At 71.3% G+C, this 17,426-nt stretch carries 14 protein-coding genes; 5 read left to right on the top strand and 9 right to left on the bottom strand.

Annotated elements, in window-relative coordinates:
- Window positions 1–438: 438 nt before the first annotated feature.
- Entirely contained in the window at window positions 439–2,031 is a 1,593-nt protein-coding gene (locus QOZ86_RS03705; protein WP_284490599.1) for a phospholipase D-like domain-containing protein, read from the top strand.
- Window positions 2,032–2,037: 6 nt separating this feature from the next.
- Complete coding sequence (gene betT, locus QOZ86_RS03710; protein ID WP_284490600.1) at window positions 2,038–4,032, top strand: choline BCCT transporter BetT; 1,995 nt, start codon at window positions 2,038–2,040, stop codon at window positions 4,030–4,032.
- Between the two features lie 15 nt (window positions 4,033–4,047).
- Here betT and phaZ read toward each other — a convergent pair whose 3' ends face one another.
- On the bottom strand, window positions 4,048–4,872 hold the full coding sequence (gene phaZ, locus QOZ86_RS03715; RefSeq protein ID WP_284490601.1) for a poly(3-hydroxyalkanoate) depolymerase: 825 nt from the start codon (window positions 4,870–4,872) through the stop codon (window positions 4,048–4,050).
- Window positions 4,856–6,619, bottom strand: a complete 1,764-nt coding sequence (locus QOZ86_RS03720; protein WP_284490602.1) for a PHA/PHB synthase family protein — start codon at window positions 6,617–6,619, stop codon at window positions 4,856–4,858. The genes phaZ and QOZ86_RS03720 overlap by 17 nt, the downstream gene beginning before the upstream one ends.
- 193 nt (window positions 6,620–6,812) lie before the next feature.
- Here QOZ86_RS03720 and QOZ86_RS03725 point away from each other — a divergent pair, with 193 nt between their 5' ends.
- A complete protein-coding gene (locus tag QOZ86_RS03725) occupies window positions 6,813–7,379 on the top strand; it encodes a hypothetical protein (protein ID WP_284490603.1) in 567 nt (188 codons plus the stop codon).
- Between the two features lie 4 nt (window positions 7,380–7,383).
- Here QOZ86_RS03725 and QOZ86_RS03730 read toward each other — a convergent pair whose 3' ends face one another.
- Together QOZ86_RS03730 and QOZ86_RS03735 are read right to left on the bottom strand one after the other, a co-directional pair.
- Window positions 7,384–8,301, bottom strand: a complete 918-nt coding sequence (locus QOZ86_RS03730) for a hypothetical protein (protein ID WP_284490604.1) — start codon at window positions 8,299–8,301, stop codon at window positions 7,384–7,386.
- Between the two features lie 137 nt (window positions 8,302–8,438).
- On the bottom strand, window positions 8,439–9,620 hold the full coding sequence (locus tag QOZ86_RS03735) for an acyl-CoA dehydrogenase family protein (RefSeq protein WP_284490605.1): 1,182 nt from the start codon (window positions 9,618–9,620) through the stop codon (window positions 8,439–8,441).
- On the opposite strand from QOZ86_RS03735, the gene QOZ86_RS03740 reads away from it, so the two are divergent.
- Window positions 9,598–9,840: a hypothetical protein gene (locus tag QOZ86_RS03740; protein ID WP_284490606.1), complete on the top strand. Its 243-nt coding sequence runs from the start codon at window positions 9,598–9,600 to the stop codon at window positions 9,838–9,840. The genes QOZ86_RS03735 and QOZ86_RS03740 overlap by 23 nt on opposite strands.
- A 66-nt stretch (window positions 9,841–9,906) precedes the next feature.
- Here the strand turns inward: QOZ86_RS03740 and QOZ86_RS03745 are convergent, their stop codons facing one another.
- Together QOZ86_RS03745 and QOZ86_RS03750 are read right to left on the bottom strand one after the other, a co-directional pair.
- The gene (locus QOZ86_RS03745; RefSeq protein ID WP_284490607.1) at window positions 9,907–10,947 is read right to left on the bottom strand and encodes a YihY/virulence factor BrkB family protein; all 1,041 of its coding nucleotides are present in this window, start codon (window positions 10,945–10,947) and stop codon (window positions 9,907–9,909) included.
- Window positions 10,948–11,053: 106 nt separating this feature from the next.
- Window positions 11,054–12,565 (bottom strand): MFS transporter, encoded by a 1,512-nt coding sequence (locus QOZ86_RS03750; protein ID WP_284490608.1) that lies wholly within the window; start codon window positions 12,563–12,565, stop codon window positions 11,054–11,056.
- A 218-nt stretch (window positions 12,566–12,783) separates the two neighbouring features.
- Between QOZ86_RS03750 and QOZ86_RS03755 the strand changes: the two genes are divergently transcribed.
- Window positions 12,784–12,927, top strand: coding sequence for a hypothetical protein (locus QOZ86_RS03755; protein ID WP_284490609.1), 144 nt, complete (start codon window positions 12,784–12,786; stop codon window positions 12,925–12,927).
- Between the two features lie 121 nt (window positions 12,928–13,048).
- Here QOZ86_RS03755 and QOZ86_RS03760 read toward each other — a convergent pair whose 3' ends face one another.
- The 3 genes from QOZ86_RS03760 to QOZ86_RS03770 all read right to left on the bottom strand — a co-directional run bounded on the left by QOZ86_RS03760 (window position 13,049) and on the right by QOZ86_RS03770 (window position 17,294).
- Window positions 13,049–14,860 (bottom strand): acyl-CoA dehydrogenase, encoded by a 1,812-nt coding sequence (locus QOZ86_RS03760; RefSeq protein WP_284490610.1) that lies wholly within the window; start codon window positions 14,858–14,860, stop codon window positions 13,049–13,051.
- 155 nt (window positions 14,861–15,015) lie between these two features.
- Entirely contained in the window at window positions 15,016–16,779 is a 1,764-nt protein-coding gene (locus QOZ86_RS03765) for an MDR family MFS transporter (protein WP_284490611.1), read from the bottom strand.
- Entirely contained in the window at window positions 16,776–17,294 is a 519-nt protein-coding gene (locus QOZ86_RS03770) for a MarR family winged helix-turn-helix transcriptional regulator (protein ID WP_284490612.1), read from the bottom strand. Before QOZ86_RS03770 ends, QOZ86_RS03765 begins: the two co-directional genes overlap by 4 nt.
- Between the last annotated feature and the right edge of the window lie 132 nt (window positions 17,295–17,426).

The following is a 17,426-nucleotide window of genomic DNA, read 5'->3' on the forward strand; positions in this document are numbered from 1 at the left end:
GAGCCGGTGGCACGACGACGCTCCGGCGGCGACGCAGCCGGGCGGGCAGGCGTGGTGCGGCCGGGGACGGGCAGGCCGTGCGCAGGGGCTCGGGACGGGCGGGCATGGAATTCACGGCGCTCCTCGGTGCTGTGGCCGGGGCCGAGCATCGCGGACGGGTCCGACAGTTCCGCCGGACGAATGCTCCTGTGCCGGGGCGAGCCGGCCGGGCAGGTCTGACCCCAGTGGACCGGCCGGTGGACACGCCCGCCGCCCGTCGGGGGGAGGACGGCTGCTCCCGACGGCCCGGCTCCGGCAGACTCGCCGGCGTGAATCCCCGTCCCGGCCTCCAGCCGTGCCCGCGATCGTCGCCCGGCCGGTGGCGCCCGGCGCCCCGCGGAACGGTGGCGGCGGATGCCTGACGGCGCGCCGGCGCAGCCGAGCGGCGCCGGACCTGCCGTGGCAGGCGCCGACGGCGACGCCGTCCTGGTGCCGGGCGAGACCTGCTGGCGGATCGAGCGGGCCGACCGGCATGCGGTGTTCGTCGACGCCGCCGACTACTTCGCCGTCCTGAAGCAGGCGGTGCTGACCGCGCAACGGAGGGTGCTGTTCATCGGCTGGGACTTCGAACCCCGGATCCGGCTCGATCCGCGCAGCCCCGGCCGGGCGCGGGACGACCGGCTCGGGCGCGTCCTCGAGGCGGCGGTCCGGAGCAATCCCCAGCTGGAGATCGGCGTCCTGCAGTGGGGCATGGGGATGCTCGAGTCGCTGCGGCGCGGGGTGCTGCCGGTGCCGCTGCTCCGCCGCCGGACGCACGAGCGCCTTCGGTTCGCAGTCGACCACCACCACCCGCTGGGTGCCGCGCACCACCAGAAGATCGTCGTGGTCGACGACTGCCTCGCCTTCGCCGGGGGCATCGACGTCACGGCCGACCGGTGGGACACCCCCGATCACCTGGACTGGCACCGGCACCGGCACCGGCCGACCTCACGGCGGCCGACCGGCCCCTGGCACGACGTCACCAGCCTGGTCTCCGGTCCCGCGGCCCGCGCTCTCGGCGACCTGGCCCGGGAACGGTGGGAGAGCGGTACCGGCATACGGCTGGAGCCGGTCGACGGCGTCGAGCCCTGCTGGCCGGAGGGGGTGGAGCCGCTGCTCACCGACGTCGACGTCGCGGTCTCGCGCACCCGTCCGGCTCACGGCGGAGAAGAGCTGGTGCACGAGGTCGAGCTGCTGTGGCTGGCCGCCATCGCGGCCGCCCGGGACACCGTCTACATCGAGAGCCAGTACTTCGCCAACCGCCGGGTCGCCGAGGCGATCGCCGAGCGGCTGGGCGAGGTGGACGGCCCGGAGTTCGTCCTCGTGAACCCGGAGTCCGCGGTGGGCTGGCTGGAGGAGAAGGCCATGGGGACCGCGCGCGCCCGGTTGCTGGGGATCGTCCGGCAGGCCGACGTCCACGGCCGGTTCCGCATCTACGTGCCGGTGACCGAGGAGGGCCGGCCGGTCTACGTGCACGCCAAGGTGCTGGTGGTCGACGACCGGCTGATGCGGATCGGCAGTTCCAACCTCAACAACCGGTCCATGGGCCTGGACACGGAGTGCGACCTCACCGTCGAAGCCCGGTCCGACGACCCGCGCCGGGCCGAGGTGGCCGGCACCCTCCTCGCGACCCGGGACCGGTTGCTCGGCGAGCACCTCGGGGTCGAGCCCGCCACGGTGGCCGCCGCGGTCGAGGCCTCCGGTGGGTCGCTCGTGCGCGCGGTCGACAGCCTGCGCACCACGACCGGCCGGTCGCTGCGGCCGTTCGAGCCGCCGCCGCAGCACGTGGTCGACCGTGTCCTGGCCGCGACCGAGCTGCTGGACGCCGAGCGCACCCCGAACCGCTGGCGCCGTGTCCAGCGGATGTTCACCCCGCGCCGGGGCGGTCGCCGGCTCCGAACTCGATCCGATCGGCTGTCGCCCTGCCGCACGCCGCCAGGTGTGTCACGATCCGGCCGGTGTCGGGACAACGGAGTCGTGGGCAGAGCTCACCGCGGTCAACAGGGTGGGTGAGCTGAGATGAGCTATCTGGCGACTCGATCGGCCGGGTCCGGGGCCGGACCGCGGCGCCGGGTCCTCTACGGGGCGATGCTCGGCGTCCTGGCCGTGGCGCTCTGGGCGATGGTGAGCCCGACGTCCGCCGCGGAGACGATCGGCTCGCTGGTGGGCTGGACCTCCGAGTGGTTCGGCTGGTTCTACATCGCCTTCGCCACCGCCGTGCTCGTGTTCGTCCTGGCCATCGCGTTCTCCCGGTACGGGCGGGTCAAGCTCGGGCCGGAGCACTCCGAACCACAGTTCGGCACCTTCGCCTGGGCGTCGATGCTCTTCGCCGCCGGGATCGGCACCGACCTGATGTTCTTCGCGGTCGCCGAGCCGGTGACCCAGTACCTCGCCCCGCCGGTCGGGGAAGGCGAGACGGTCGAGGCGGCCCGCGAGGCGACGGTGTGGACGCTGTTCCACTACGGCATCAACGGCTGGGGCATGTACGCGCTGATGGGGATGGCGCTGGCCTACTTCGCCTACCGCAGGAACATGCCGCTGGCCATCCGCTCGGCGCTCTACCCGATCTTCGGCCGGCGCGTGAACGGCGCGCTGGGCGACGGGGTGGACATCGCAGCCATCCTGGGCACGATCTTCGGCGTCGCCACGTCACTGGGCATCGGCGTCGTGCAGCTGAACTACGGGCTGTACGTGCTCTTCGGCATCCCCGAGGGCCGGGCCGCGCAGCTCGGCCTCATCCTGGTGGCCGTGGCCGTGGCGACGGTCTCCGCCGTGAGCGGTATCGACCGGGGCATCAAGCGGCTCTCCCAGCTGAACGTCATCCTGGCCCTGGGCCTGGCCGGCTTCATCCTGGTCACCGGCAACACCGCGTTCCTGCTCAACGGGCTGGTCCTCAACCTCGGGGACTTCGTGAGCAGCTTTCCCGGGCTGGCGCTGCAGACCTTCGCCTACGACCGGCCGGACGCGTGGCTGAACGGCTGGACGCTCTTCTTCTGGGCGTGGTGGATCGCCTGGGCGTCCTTCGTCGGGCTGTTCCTCGCCCGGATCTCGCGGGGGCGCACGATCCGCCAGTTCGTCGCCGGAACGTTGCTCCTGCCGTTCAGCTACATCCTCATGTGGGTGTCGATCTTCGGTAACAGCGCCATCGACCGCATCCGGCAGGGGGATGCGGCGTTCGGCGAGACGGCGATGAACATCCCGGAGCGGGGCTTCTACACGCTGCTCATGGACTACCCGGCCTTTCCGTTCATCGCCGCGATCGCGACGTTCGTCGGTCTGCTCTTCTACGTGACGTCGGCCGACTCCGGTGCCCTGGTGATGGCCAACCTCTCCTCACGGTTGCGGCGACCGCAGGACGACGCGGCAGCCACGACCCGGATCGTCTGGGCGGTCGCCACCGGTGTCCTCACGGCCGCGATGCTGGTGGTCGGCGGCGTGCCCGCGCTCCAGAACGCGACCATCATCATGGGGCTGCCGTTCGGGTTCGTGATGGTGCTGGTGATGGTCGGACTGCACCGGGCGCTGCGCCAGGAGGCCGACCGGGCCACCAGCCGGCACCGGGTCGGCCCCTCACGCCGGCCCGCCGCCCGGCGCCGCGCCCGGCTCCGGCGGCGACGCCGCGAGCCGGTCCCGACGGGGCACGAGGGAGCGGACCAGTACCTCCGCGAGACGGTCCGGCCGGCGCTGACCGAGGTGGCGGCCGAGCTCCGGGCGCGGGGGCTGCGGTCGGAGGCGCGCTGGATCAGCGATGACCTCGGTGGCACCGCCGTCGAGCTCATGGCGGAGGGGGACGGGATGGCGCCGTTCCGCTACCGCATCCAGTCCCGGGACGTGGCCCGCCAGAGCACGGGCGTCCGCGAGCCGGTGGACGCCGGGTACCCCCGGTTGGACGTGCACCTGCGGGGAACGGGGGGCCGGGGCAGTGACGTGGCCACCTACGACGTCATGAACTACACGCACGTACAGCTGATCGACGACGTCCTCGAGCAGTACGAGCGCCACGTCGGGGCATGACCGGGCCCGGAGCGGTCAACCGTCCAGGAACCCGTCGATCACCGGGGCCAGCTCGTCTGCCTCGGTGATCAGCGCGATGTGACCGCCGCGGTAGACGTGCAGCCGGGCGCGGGGGATGAGCCTGGCCATCACGCGTGCGTTCACCACCGGGATGATCGGGTCGTCGTCCCCGGCGATCACCAGGGTCGGCTGCCGGATCAGCCGGAGGAAGGGCAGGCTGCTCCAGCCGGTGCTCGCCGCCAGCTGGTAGTAGTAGCCGCGCCTGGGCCCCATCCGGGTGTGCGTGTGCAGCGCGTTCGCGGCCCGCTCGGGGTCGGCGCGCATCGTCCCGCCGTAGAGGAGGCCGGCGATCTCCCGCGCGTACTCCGGGTCGCGGTGCCGGCGCGGGGTGAGCATCCGCGCCAGCACCCGCGGGCTGGCCGGCACCATGAGCGTCCCGGTCCCCGTCGCGGCCAGCACCAGCCGCCGGCAGCGCCGCCGGTGCTGCACGGCGAACTGCTGGGCCAGCCCGCCGCCCCACGACAGGCCCAGCACGTCCACCTGCCCGGTGTGCCCGAGCCGGTCGAGCAGCCCGGCCACCACCGGCGTCAGCGTCGAGAGCACGTACGGGACGACGGGGCGGGGCGACCCACCCACGCCCGGCACGTCGAAGCGGATGACGGTCCGCCGCGGGTCGAGCGCGTCGACGAGGGGCTGCAGCACCTCCAGGCTCGCCCCGATGCCGTTCATCAGCAGCAGCGGCGGCACCTCGTCGTCGGTGCCTGCCCGGACGGCGACCCGCAGCGTCCGCCCGCCCACGGTCAGGCTGCGGACGACCCCCGCCCTACTTGTCGAAGACATACGTCCCCGGGGCCTCGGCCAGGACGGTGAGCCCGTTGCCGCCCAGCTCGCGCGGCGCGGGGATCTCCTCCCCGGAGCGGTCGCCGAGCCAGCTCATGAAGTCCGGCCACCACGAGCCCTTGACGGTCTGGGCCTGCGCCAGCCACCGGTCGGGGTCCGAGGGCGTGGACTCCGCCACCTGGAAGGTCGACTTCGGGTTGCCGGGCGGGTTCACCAGCGAGGCGATGTGGCCGTTGGTCGACAGGATGAAGCGGCTCTCCCCGCCGAGCAGCTGGGTGCTGCGGTAGCAGGCCTGCCACGGGCAGATGTGGTCGGCGATCCCCGCGGTCACGTAGCTGTCCACCGTGACCGACGACAGGTCCACCGGCGAACCCAGCATGCTCGAGGCTCCCGGCTGGGTCAGCCTGTTCTGGAGCGCCACCTCGATGAAGCTGCGATGCAGCCCGGCGGTCATCCGGGTGGTGTCGGAGTTCCAGAACAGGATGTCGAAGTTCGGCGGCGGCTTGCCCTGCAGGTAGTTGTTGACCCAGTAGTTCCACACCAGGTCGTTGGGCCGCAGCCAGGCGAACACCTCGGCCAGCTGGGCCCCGTCGAGGTAGCCCTTCTTCCGCGAGCGCTCGGTGGCGGCCTGCACCGCCTTCTCGTCCATGAGCGCCGCCATGGTTCCGGCGCGGTTCCAGTCGAGCACGGTGACCATGAAGCTGGCCGCGCGCACCCGGTCCTGCTTCCCCGTGGCGGCCAGGTGGGCCAGCACCATCGCGGTGATGATCCCGCCCGAGCAGATGGCCTGGAGCGCCACGTGCGCCTGGCCGGTGACCTGCTCGACCGCGTCCATGGCGTCGAGCACCGCCTGCCCGTAGGTGTCGAGATCCCAGTCGGCGTGCCGCTCGTCGGGGTTGCGCCACGACATCATGAACACCTGCTGGCCGCTGGCCACGTAGTGCTCGATGATGCTCCGGCCGGGGGCGAGGTCGGCGATGTAGTACTTGTTGATCGTCGGCGGCACCATCACCAGCGGCAGCGCGCGCACGGTCTCGGTCGTCGGCCGGTACTGGATCAGCTCGAAGACCTCGTTGCGGAAGACGACCGCGCCCGGGGTGACCGCGAGGTCCTCGCCGACGGTGAACGCGTCGGGCTCGACCATGGTCGGCACCCGAGGGGGGCTGGCGAGGTCCTTGGCCAATCGCCGCAAGCCCTTGACGGCACTGGCCCCACCGGTGTCGATGACGGCCTTGAGCGACACCGGGTTGAGCCCGGGGACGTTGCTGGGCGCGAGGGCGTCCACCAGGTTCGTCGCGGTGAACCGGATCCGCTCGTCGTCCTGCCAGTCGAGGTCGGCGTCCTCGATGAGTTCCCAGGCGACCCGCGCCGTCGCCAGGTGCGCCTGCATGGCCCGCCTGAGCAGCGGGTTGCCGCTCCAGGCAGGGTCGGCGAAGCGCTTGTCCTTCTTGCCCGGCGCCAGCTCCGAACGGCCGACCGCGACCTTCCCGAGTTCGCGGGCCAGCTCGCCGCCGCGGCGCGCCACCACGTCCGGCTTGCGGGCCAGCGCCGAGCCGAAGCGCAGCGCGGTGCCGGCCGGCGGCACGAGCCGGCGCAGCGGCCCGCGCGCGGCGTCGACCAGCACCATGTCGAGCCCCATCGCCGCCTCGGCCGCCTGCTCGGGGCCTCCGGCGGCGGGGGCGGCGTCGGAGGGCTGGGCAGGGGGAGCCGAGGCCGTACGGGCCGGTTCGGTCTTCGGCTGGGCCATCGATGGTCTCCTTCGGCGCGCTGCCCGGGAGGCGGCGGCGCCGCCCCGAGACGCAGTTGTGACCTGTCCCACTGAACCACACCTGTCGGGCCCCGGCACTGCGTCCGGACCGGGGTGACTGTCGCGATCGCTTGGACGCGACACGCGGCATGGAAGTCGCGGCCATCGATGACCGCCCTCTAGGTTTCCTGGCGTGACCGACCCCTACTGCGTACCCTTCACTCTCTACGAGCTCGACATCGACTCCCTGACGCTGAACCTGTCTAGCGGTCCGAGCCTCGACGTGTCTGCGACGCTCAGTAACGGTCGAGCCAGCTACATTCTTTTTCAGCACCTGGTCGCCCGGCTATCCGGTCTGCGAGAAAACAGCGAAGGCGGCTCGTCGGACTTGATCGACGACGAGGGCCGCGGCTACGAGGTGAAGTCGTACCGGGATCCCGAGCTGTGGCCCAGGCCCGCCTTCGACTTGTTCCACACGAGTGCCTCCAGCACCTTCGGGCCCAATAATCACGGCCCCCGAATCAAGCAGCTTCTTGATTTAGGCGACTACGCGCAGGCGCTGGAAATGTGCAGGCTTTCCGGGTTCGACAAGAACGACTTCTACATCTATACGAATACCAGCGGCTATGCGGCCAGTATTCCGTTCCGCTACTTCGTGATACCCACAGAGACGGTGCTTGCCAGCCTCTCGAAGATCGATCCGAGGAAGATTTCGCGGACTGCGCTGTTGGACATGCTGGCCAGCACCGTTCGGTTGTGACGCGTCAGAACAGGTGGCCCCCGTCGGCCGACCGGCCGGCGGCGGCCACCACGCCCGGATCGCCGAAAAGGAATTCGTTCAGCAGATAGTTGATTTCCTGAAACGAAAGTGCCTCGGTGTAGGCGACGTTGTTGAAGAATCGGCTGAAGTCTACGGAGTGAAGCGCCTCGAGCGCGCGAGGGTGGACCAGTCTTAGGTACATCTGGGTGGTGACTTTTCGACGCGGAAATGTGGTCTTCACGGCCCCGCAGCCGTAGCCGAAGATCGTGAGGGCGACGTCGGCGTCGACGGGGGAGCACTTCTCCACGACACCGCGGTCCTCAACCTTGACGAGTGGTCGTGCGAATTCCTCACGGCGCCAAATCTGTACGCACGTCCTCAAGTTGTTCTTGGCGTAGACGTCCTCGCCCTTGACGTTGACGTAGTTGATGTCCAGATCGGTGTCGCTGATGAGATGGAAGCGGCCATCCAATCGGTTGACCACGCTCCACTTCCGCCAGGAGCGGGGAACGATGAACGCAATGTAGTCGCAGTGCTCGGCGCACCGGTTGAAGAATGGGATCGACAGCGCATTGTTGCGTCCGAACGGGGGGTTGCTGACGGCGACTGCCCCGGTGAGATCTAGGTGCTGCACGAGGAAGTCGCCCAGGATCACCTTGGGATGATGGGGCTCGATGTCGTAGCTCAAGACCCGTTCCACGCCCACCGCCTCGGCCGCGTCGATGAACGCTCCGGTGCCCCCGGCCGGCTCCAGCCAGGGCCTTGACGTCGCATCAGGAACTTCGCGCAGGAGGACGGACACTACGTCGCGCGCGATCTGCGGCGGTGTGTAGAACTGCTCCTTCCCCGTGACCCGCGTGTTGCCCAGGGGGCGTGCCTTGTCGTCATCCAGCGCATCGAGGCTGGCCAGGGCAAGGTGCATGTCCGAGGGAACTCCTTCGCGAAACCGCTGCATCGCACAACCGGTGGAGGCCGGAGCGAACCGTTGCCCTGAGGTTAGGTGCGGGTACTGACGAATCTGGCTCGCGACGCGCGTATGCCCACGTGCAGCAGGACCGTTCAGACGATGGCGCTGGACCCGGTGACGCCGCGGCCGACGATCAGCGTGTTCACCTCACGCGTGCCCTCGTAGCTGTAGATCGCCTCGGCGTCGGCGACGTAGCGGCCGACGTGGTTCTCCAGCAGGATCCCGTTCCCGCCCATCAGCTCACGGGCCCAGCCGACGGTCTCGCGCATCCGCATGGTGCAGAAGGCCTTCGCCAGGGACGCCTGCTCGTCGGTCATCTCGCCCGCCCCCTGCAGGTGGGACAGTCGCGCGCACATCGCCGCCGAGGCGGTGATGTTCCCGAGCATGCGCACCAGCAGGTCCTGGACGAGCTGGAACTCCACGATCGGCTGGCCGAACTGCCGGCGGCCCAGGGCGTAGCGGAGTGCGTGCTCGTAGGCGCCGCGGGAGCAGCCCACCGCCGACCAGGCGACGCCGGCGCGGGTCATCCGCAGCACGTTCGCCGTCTCCCGGAAGCTGTGCGCCTCCTGCAGCCGGTTCTCCTCGGGCACGCGCACGCCCTCCAGGATGATGTGCGCGTTCTGCACCACCCGGAGCGCGATCTTGTCCTCGAGGTTCACGGCGGTGAAGCCCGGCGTGCCCTGCTCGACGACGAAACCGAGCACCCGGTCGGTCTCGACGTCCCGGGCCCAAACGATGACCAGGTCGGCGAACGTGGCGTTGCCGATCCACTTCTTCTCGCCGTCCAGCACCCAGGCGTCCCCGTCCCGCCGGCACGTCGTCTGCAGGCCGCGGGCGACGTCGGAGCCGTGGTCGGGCTCGGTCAGGGCGAACGCGCCGATCAGTTCCATGCGGGCCATGGCCGGCAGCCAGCGTTCCTTCTGCTCCTCGGAGCCGCACAGGTAGATCGAACCCATGGCCAGGCCGCCGTGGACGCCCATGAACGTGGAGATGGACGGGTCACCCTTGGAGAGCTCCATGGAGATCATCCCGTCGAGCAGCGGCGAGCGGCCGCGGCAGCCGTACCCCTGGATCGAGGTGCCGGCGATGCCCAGCTCGGCCATGGCCGGGATGAGGTGGTGCGGGAACTCCGCGCGCGTCCAGTGCTCGTTGATGATCGGCTCGACCTGCTCGCCCATGAACGTGCGGACGCGGTACAGCAGCGTCCGGTCGTCGTCGTCGAGCAGAGCCTCGAGGTCGTAGAAATCCGACGTGATCGCCGACCGGTCGCTCATCGGGGGTGCCGCCTCTGTGCCGGGGGACTGGGCCCGGCACCTACCCGGGCGGTGGCCGGGCAACCTGGGCATGTCGGACCGGCGCTCCTGGCAGGACGGGCCGATTTCCGGTTGGCTCCGGCGGGTCCGGCCGGTCGGCCAGCGGCTGGCCGCCGTCGCCGGCGTGGTGGAGCGGGTGCCGCTGTCCCGCCGCGGCGACAGGCCACCGACCAGCCGCTGACCGAACGACGCAGAACGGCCCCCTCCCGGATCCGAGAGGGGGCCGTTCTTGCGTCGTGCCGACGGCTCAGGTCGTCTGCTGCGGCTTCGGGTCGTCGCGGGCGTCGAGCTGGATCTCCTTGTCCGCCCTCGGGACGCCCTCCTTCAGCTCCTTCGTCCGCTCCAGCTCGGCGTCGAGCTCGATGCCGAAGAGCAGCGCCAGGTTGATCAGCCAGAACCAGATCAGGAAGATCACCACACCGGCCAGCGCGCCGTAGGTGGCGTTGTAGCTGCCGAAGTTGGCCACGTAGAAGGCGAACAGCGCCGAGGCGACGACCGCCACCAGGATCGCGACGCCCGCGCCGGGGCTGACCCACTTGAACCCGCGCAGCTTCACGTTCGGCGTCGAGTAGTACAGGACGGCGATCATCAGCGCCAGGATCACCAGGAGCACCGGCCACTTGGCCCAGGTCCAGATTGTCAGGACGGTGTCACCGAGCCCGATGGCCTGGCCGATGGCGTCGACCACCGGGCCGCTGAGCACGATCATCGCGACGATGAGCGCGGCGAACAGGATGCCGATCAGGGTGACCAGCAGCTGCAGCGGCTTGAGCTTCCAGATCTTGCGGCCTTCCGGCGTCTCGTAGACGACGTTCGCCGCGCGGGTGAAGGCGCCGACGTAGCCGGACGCCGTCCACAGGGCGCCGACGAGGCCGAGGACGAGAGCCCACCCGAGGGGCGCCTGCTGACCGGCGATCTGCTGGATGACCGGGTTGAGGGTCTCCGCCGCCGACTGGGGCACCACCGCGGTCAACGCGTCGGTGAGCTGCTGCGGGGTGGTGAAGAGGCCCACGACGGCCGCCAGGGCGGTCAGGGCGGGGAACAGCGCGAGCACGCCGTAGTAGGTCAGCGACGCCGCCCAGTCGGTGAGGCCGTCCTCGCCGAACTCCTTGGCGGCGCGCTTGAGCGTGGCACCCGTGCCGGTGCCGGCGTCCGCGCCCGTGGGGGCCTTGTCGGCCCGCGTTCCGTTGACGACGTCGTCGTGCGGCGCGGGATCGCCCTCGGCGCGGTTGTCGGCGAATCGCGTGTCCGCTGTGGTGTGGCCGGACGAGCCGGTGGGTCGGGCCATGAGAAGTCCTCCGGAAAGCGGGAACGGTCGGATCTCCGATGCCCCGGACGGTCCCGTTCCATGCCGGACCCGCCGGTAACGGTTCGGGCGCCACCGGCGCCGGCGGTCAGCGGATGCCGGACACCGGTGACCACTCGCCGGCGCCGGCGGTGGCCCGCTCCACGTCGGCGAGCGGGTCTGCCCGTCGATCGCGGCCGGCGCGCCGGTCGCCGCGCATCCCGAGCGCCACCACCACGACGACGACCGCGGAGGCCCCCGCACCGATCAGGGCGACCTGCGTGAAGGCGACGGCCCGCGGGAGCCCGGTGGCCGGGTCGAGGCTGCCGGCGATGATCGTGACGGCCAGCGTGCTGCCCAGCGCCTGGCCCACCGAGCGGGCGATGGAGTTCACCGCGTTGGCCACGCCGGTCTCCTCCTCCTCGACGGCATCGACGACGAGGGCCGGCAGCGCGGCGTAGGCCACCGTCACTGCCAGCTGCGTCAGCACACCGGCGAGGACGACCAGCCACGGCTCCTCCCGGAGGCCGGCCAGCACGCCGAACCCGGCGATCCCGGAGAGCGCCCCGGCGGCGAGGGTCGGCAACGCCCCGAAGCGGCCGACCACCCGCCCGGCGAAGGGTGCCACGACGATGCCGACGACGCCGCCGGGGAGCAGGTAGACGACCGCGGCCTCCAGCACCCCGGCCCCGAAGCCGTACCCGGTGACCCCGGGGGGTGACTGCACGTACTGGAGGATCGCGAGGAAGGAGGCGAACAGGGCGATGCCGGTCATGAACCCGGCCAGGTTCGGCACCACCGTCCGCCGGTCGGCGAGCATCGCCGGCCGCACGAGGGGATGGGTGCTCCGCCGCTGCAGTAGCACCCATCCGGTCAGCACGACGACGGCTGCGGCCAGGCAGCCGACGGTGGCCGGCGAGGCCCAGCCCCACGCGGGGCCCTGGGAGAGCGGCAGCAGCAGCAGGACCAGCCCGGCCCCGAGCACGATCGCCCCCCACCAGTCGACCCGCCCGCTCCCGGTGACCCGGCGCGCGGGCAGCAGCCAGGCGGCCAGCGCCAGGGAGAGCAGCGCGACCGCGAGGCCGATCCAGAACGGGTGCCGGTAGTCGCCGCCGTCGCCGGTGAGCAGGCCGGTGGCGACCAGGCCGGCCACCCCGCCGACGGCCAGCGTGCTGCTGACCACCGACATCGCCACGCTCAGCCGGTTGTCCGGGAGCTCGCGGCGGAGCACGCTCATCGAGAGGGGGAAGAGCCCGTACGACGCCCCCTGGAGCACGCGGGCGACGAGCAGCAGCGGCAGGGACGTCGTCACGATGGCCAGCAGGGTGCCGAGCGAGACCACGGCGAGGATCCCCAGGATGACGGGGCGCTCACCCCGCAGGTCGCCGAGCCGGCCCAGGACCGGGGTGAGGACGGCGGCGGCGAGGAGGTTCGCCGTCAGCACCCACCCGGCCGCCCCGGCCGAGATGTCGAGCTGGTCCTCGATCCGCCCGAGCGAGGGGACGACCAGGCTCTGCAGCAGCGACAGCGTGGTGACGCCCAGGGAGAGGGCCAGGACGAGCACCGCCGGCCGGGTGTCCGCGCCCGGCCGGGCCGTCGGCGCGGCTGTGGGGTCGGACACCCCGAGATCAGACCACGGCGCCCTGGCGCCGGGACGGCGCGGTTCCGGCACCCGGGAGTGTGTCCTCGCTCACACGCCGTCAGGTGATGTGCCCGATCGGACGATTGAGACGGGGTGGTTCGGGGGACACAGTGCTCCGACGACGTGTTGCCCGCCCCTGACCCGGCGGCGATACCCGATGTACCGAGGAGAGCGACTTGATGATGGTGTGGCCGGCTGTGACCCTGCTGGGGTTCCTGCTCCTGACGGCCCTGGTCATCGCGATGGGCACGCAGTCCACCGCCCGTTACGAGCAGGAGCAGCGCGCGGCGAAGCGCGCCTCGAGCGGCCGGCACACCGCCTCGGAGGCCGTCAGGGCCTGACTTCCGCACCACGCACGACGGCGCCCCGCCATTCCCTCCGGAGTGGCGGGGCGCCGTGCTGTCCGGCCCCCTCCCGAGGCTCGACCCGAGCCTGCGAGGGATGAGGAGGAGCGGGTCCGCTTCAGAGCCAGGCGTCCCCGGTGTCGAGGACCGTGCGGTCCAGCGACTCCAGGAGGTCGAACTGGGCCCGTGTGCGGGGAAGCTCCCAGCGCCAGAAGTAGCGGGCCGCGGCCCGCTTGCCCTCGTGGAAGTCGCTGGTCCCGCTCTCGGCTGCCAGGGCCTGCTCCAGCCACAGCCAGCCGACGACCAGGTGGCCGGTCGCCTCCAGGTAGACGTGCGAGTTGGCCAGCGTGACGTCGGGGTCGCCGGCGCCCCACAGCGTCGCGGTCACCGAACCCAGCCGGGCCACGGCGGCGTCGAGGTCGGCGGCGAAGCCGGCCCACTCGGTACCGGCCGCCCGTGCGGTGGTCGCGGCGATCGTCTCGCCGAGCAGCGCCAGCCCGGCCCCGCCCTTCATCGCCACCTTGCGGCCGAGCAGGTCGAGCGACTGGATGCCCTGGGTGCCCTCGTGGATCGGGTTGAGCCGGTTGTCCCGGTAGAACTGCTCCACCGGGTAGTCGCGGGTGTAGCCGTAACCGCCGTGCACCTGGATGGCGAGATCGTTCGCCGCCAGGCCCCACTGCGAGGGCCAGGCCTTCGCGATCGGCGTCAGCACCTCCAGGAGCAGCGAGGCCCGGGCGCGCTCCGTCTCGGTCTCCGCGGTCTGCTCCTCGTCGACCAGGCGCGCGCAGTACAGCCCGAGCGCCAGCCCACCCTCCGCGTACGACTTGGCGGCCAGCAGCATCCGCCGGACGTCGGTGTGCTCGATGATCGGCACCATCGGGGTGGACACGCCCTTGGACGTCATGGCCTTCCCGGCCGGCGGGCGCCCCTGCGTGCGGGTGCGCGCGTACTCCAGCGCGTGGAGGTAGCCGGTGTAGCCCAGCACGGTCGCGCCCATCCCGACGCCGATCCGCGCCTCGTTCATCATGTGGAACATGTAGGTGAGGCCGCGGTGCTGCTCGCCCACGAGGTAGCCGACCGCGCCGGCCTGCCCGCCGGGGGTGTGCACGCCCTCACCGAAGTTGAGCAGGGTGTTCGTCGTCCCGCGGTAGCCCATCTTGTGGTTGAGCCCGGCCAGCACGACGTCGTTGCGCTCACCCAGCGAGCCGTCGTCGTCCACCAGGAACTTGGGCACGATGAACAGCGAGATGCCCTTCACCCCGGGCGGCCCGCCAGGGATCTTGGCCAGCACCAGGTGGACGATGTTCTCCGTCAGCTCGTGGTCGCCGCCGGAGATCCACATCTTGTTGCCGGTGAGCCGGTAGGTGCCGTCGTCCTGGGGAACGGCCTTGGTGGTGATGTCGGCCAGCGAGGACCCCGCCTGCGGCTCGGACAGCGCCATGGTGCCGAACCAGCGGCCCTCGATCTCCGGCGCCACGTAGGTGTCGATCTGCTCGCGGCTGCCGTGGGCGAGCAGCAGGCGGGCGTTGCCCATGGTCAGGAACGGATAGGCCGAGGTGCCGACGTTGGCCGCCTTGAACCAGGCGAACACGGCCTGGCCGACGACGTGCGGCAGCTGCATGCCGCCGAATTCCTCGTCGAACTCACCGGCCATCAGACCGGCCTCGGCGAAGACCTCCAGCGCCTTCGCCACCTCGGGTATGAGCTGCACCTTGCCGTCGACCATCCGCGGCTCGTTCTCGTCGGCCGTGCGGTTGTGCGGCGCGAAGTGCTCGGTGGCGATCTGCTCGGCCAGGTCGAGGACGGCGTCGAACGTCTCGCGCGAGTGCTCGGTGAACCGGGCCCGCTTGGTCAGGGACTCGACGTCCAGCCACTCGTTGAGCAGGAAGTCCAGGTCACGGCGGGACAGGATCAGAGACGACGACGGCACGGTGCACATTGTCGTCCTCCGGACGACACCGCGGCCAGGCGGGTCCTCTGACGCGATGAGCCGCTGCGTCGCGCCTGCGCGGACCCCTCCGGGGCAACCTCCGGGGCCCACTCGGCACGACTGGGCACTCGCGTGGGTGTAGAGCGATGGAGGGGTCAGCGGGGGGTGTCGCCCGGGCGGCCCACCGGCGGCGGGACCGAGGTCGGCGCGGCGGCCCCGACGGCCTCGACGGCCTCCTCCGCCGGGTCGTACGGGTCGCTGGTCGCCGTCCCGGCCGCCTTCCCCTGCCGGGCCTGGATGCCCGACTTGGTGCTCAGCGGCAGCTGGGGCAGGAACAGCAGGACGAAGAAGCCGATGGCCACGATGCCGGCGGCGATGAGGAACACCAGGTCGATCGAATCGGAGAACCCGACCTTGAACGGCTGCGCCAGGACGGCGGGCAGCTCCTGGATGAACGACGTGTCGTCCAGGCTGCCGCCGCTGCCGGCACCGAGCTGCTCGAACCGCGGGGCGAGCTCCGGGTTCGCGCGCACGGCCTCCTCGACGGCGTCCCCGATGTCCTGCGGCAGCCGGGTGAACAGGATGGACAGGAACGCTGCCGCCCCGATCGTCCCGCCCATCTGGCGGAAGAAGGTGACCGACGACGTCGCCACGCCCATCTCCCGCGGGGAGACGGCGTTCTGCACGGCGAGGATCACCGGCTGGAAGTTGAAGCCCAGCCCCAGGCCCAGCAGCACCATGAAGGGCACCAGCGCCCACACCGAGGTGTCCGCGCCGACGACGAACGACATCGAGGCCAGTGCCACCACCATGAACGCGATGCCGACCAGGGGGAAGACCTTGTACCGGCCGGTCCTGGAGATGGCGATGCCCGAGCCCATCGCGCCGGTCATGATGCCGGCGACCAGCGGGATCATCTGCAGGCCCGCGACGGTCGCGCTGGAGCCCTGGACGATCTGCAGGTACTGCGGCAGGAGGAGCAGGCCGCCGAACATCCCGGCGCCCATGACGACGCTGCCGATCGCGCTGACGGTGAAGGTGCGGTTGCCGAACATCCGCAGCGGGAGCAGGGCGTCGTCGCGGTACGCCCGCTCGGCGAGGACGAACAGGGCGAAGCCGACGGCGCCGACGGCATAGCAGGCCAGTGCCCGCCCCGACGTCCAGCCCCAGGTGCGGCCCTGCTCGGCGATGATCAGCAGCGGCACGAGGAAGGTGATCAGGGCGAGCGCCCCGGGCCAGTCGATCCGGTGCTCGCGTCGTTCGTGCGGCAGGTGCAGCACGCGGGAGACCGCGATGAAGGCCAGGATGCCGAGCGGCACGTTGATCCAGAAGATCCAGCGCCAGCCGTCCAGGCCGAGGATGGACGACTGCCCGGCCAGGAATCCGCCGATGACCGGTCCCAGCACGCTCGAGGTGCCGAACACGGCCATGAAGTAGCCCTGGTACCGCGAGCGCTCCCGCGGCGGGACGATGTCGCCGATGATCGCCAGCGCCAGCGACATGAGCCCGCCGGCGCCGATGCCCTGGACCGCCCGGAAGGCCGCCAGCTGGTACATCGAGTCGGCGATGCCGCACAGCGCCGAGCCGACCACGAAGATGGTGATCGCGAACAGGTAGAACGGCCGGCGGCCGTAGATGTCGGAGAGCTTGCCGTACAGCGGGGTGGCGATCGTCGAGGTGATCAGGAACGCCGTCGTCGCCCAGGCCTGCAGGTCGTAGCCCTGCAGGTCGTCGGCGATGATGCGGATCGCCGTCGACACGACGGTCTGGTCGAGGGCCGCCAGGAACATCGCGACCATGAGGCCGGCCAGGATCGTGACGATCTGCCGGTGGGAGAAGCCCCCTTCGGCGTCCGGGGCAGCGGCGGCAGCCCGGGCGTCGCGGCGCCCGGCCGCGGTGGTGCGGGTGGACCGGCTCATCGGTGCTCTCCGACTGGGTGGGGAAGGGTGCGTTCGGCGGGGCAGGGGTCGGTGCTCCTCGGCAGACCGGCCGCGAGGTCGTCGAGCAGGCGGCCGAAGAGGGTGGTGAGCGTGGCGAGCTCGGCCAGGTCCCAATCCGCGGTCACCTGCTCCAGGTGTGCGGTGCGCTCGGCGCGGAGCGCGTCGAGGGCGGCATGGCCGGCATCGGTCACCACCAGGCGGCTCGCCCGGCCGTCGGACTCGTCGGCGACCCGTCGCACCAGACCTCGCTCCACCAGTGCCGCGACGTGCCGGCTGACGGTCGAGGGGTCGGCGTGCACCAGCTCGGCGAGCGTGCCCTGCCGGATCGGCCCCTGCCGCACCAGCGGGTAGAGCAGGACGAGCGCGGCGCGGTCCCGGACGTCGGGGCCGCTCGGCTGGCTCTTCATGGCATGGACCAGGCGCATGAACCGGGGCAGCTGCTCGGAGAGCATGGCGACCTCGGCGAGCCGGTCGGCCCCGGGGTGGCGGTGCATGGAACTCCAAGGACGCGGGAACGGGTGCACGCTACAACCCGTTGCAGTTGCCAAGCAATACGTTGCGGCTGCACCGGCTGTGATCCCGCCCATGCCTGCCCGGGAGGCGGCCCGGCAGTGCGATCCTTGGGC

It is taken from the genome of Blastococcus capsensis, from assembly GCF_030165005.1.
GTDB lineage: Bacteria > Actinomycetota > Actinomycetes > Mycobacteriales > Geodermatophilaceae > Blastococcus > Blastococcus capsensis.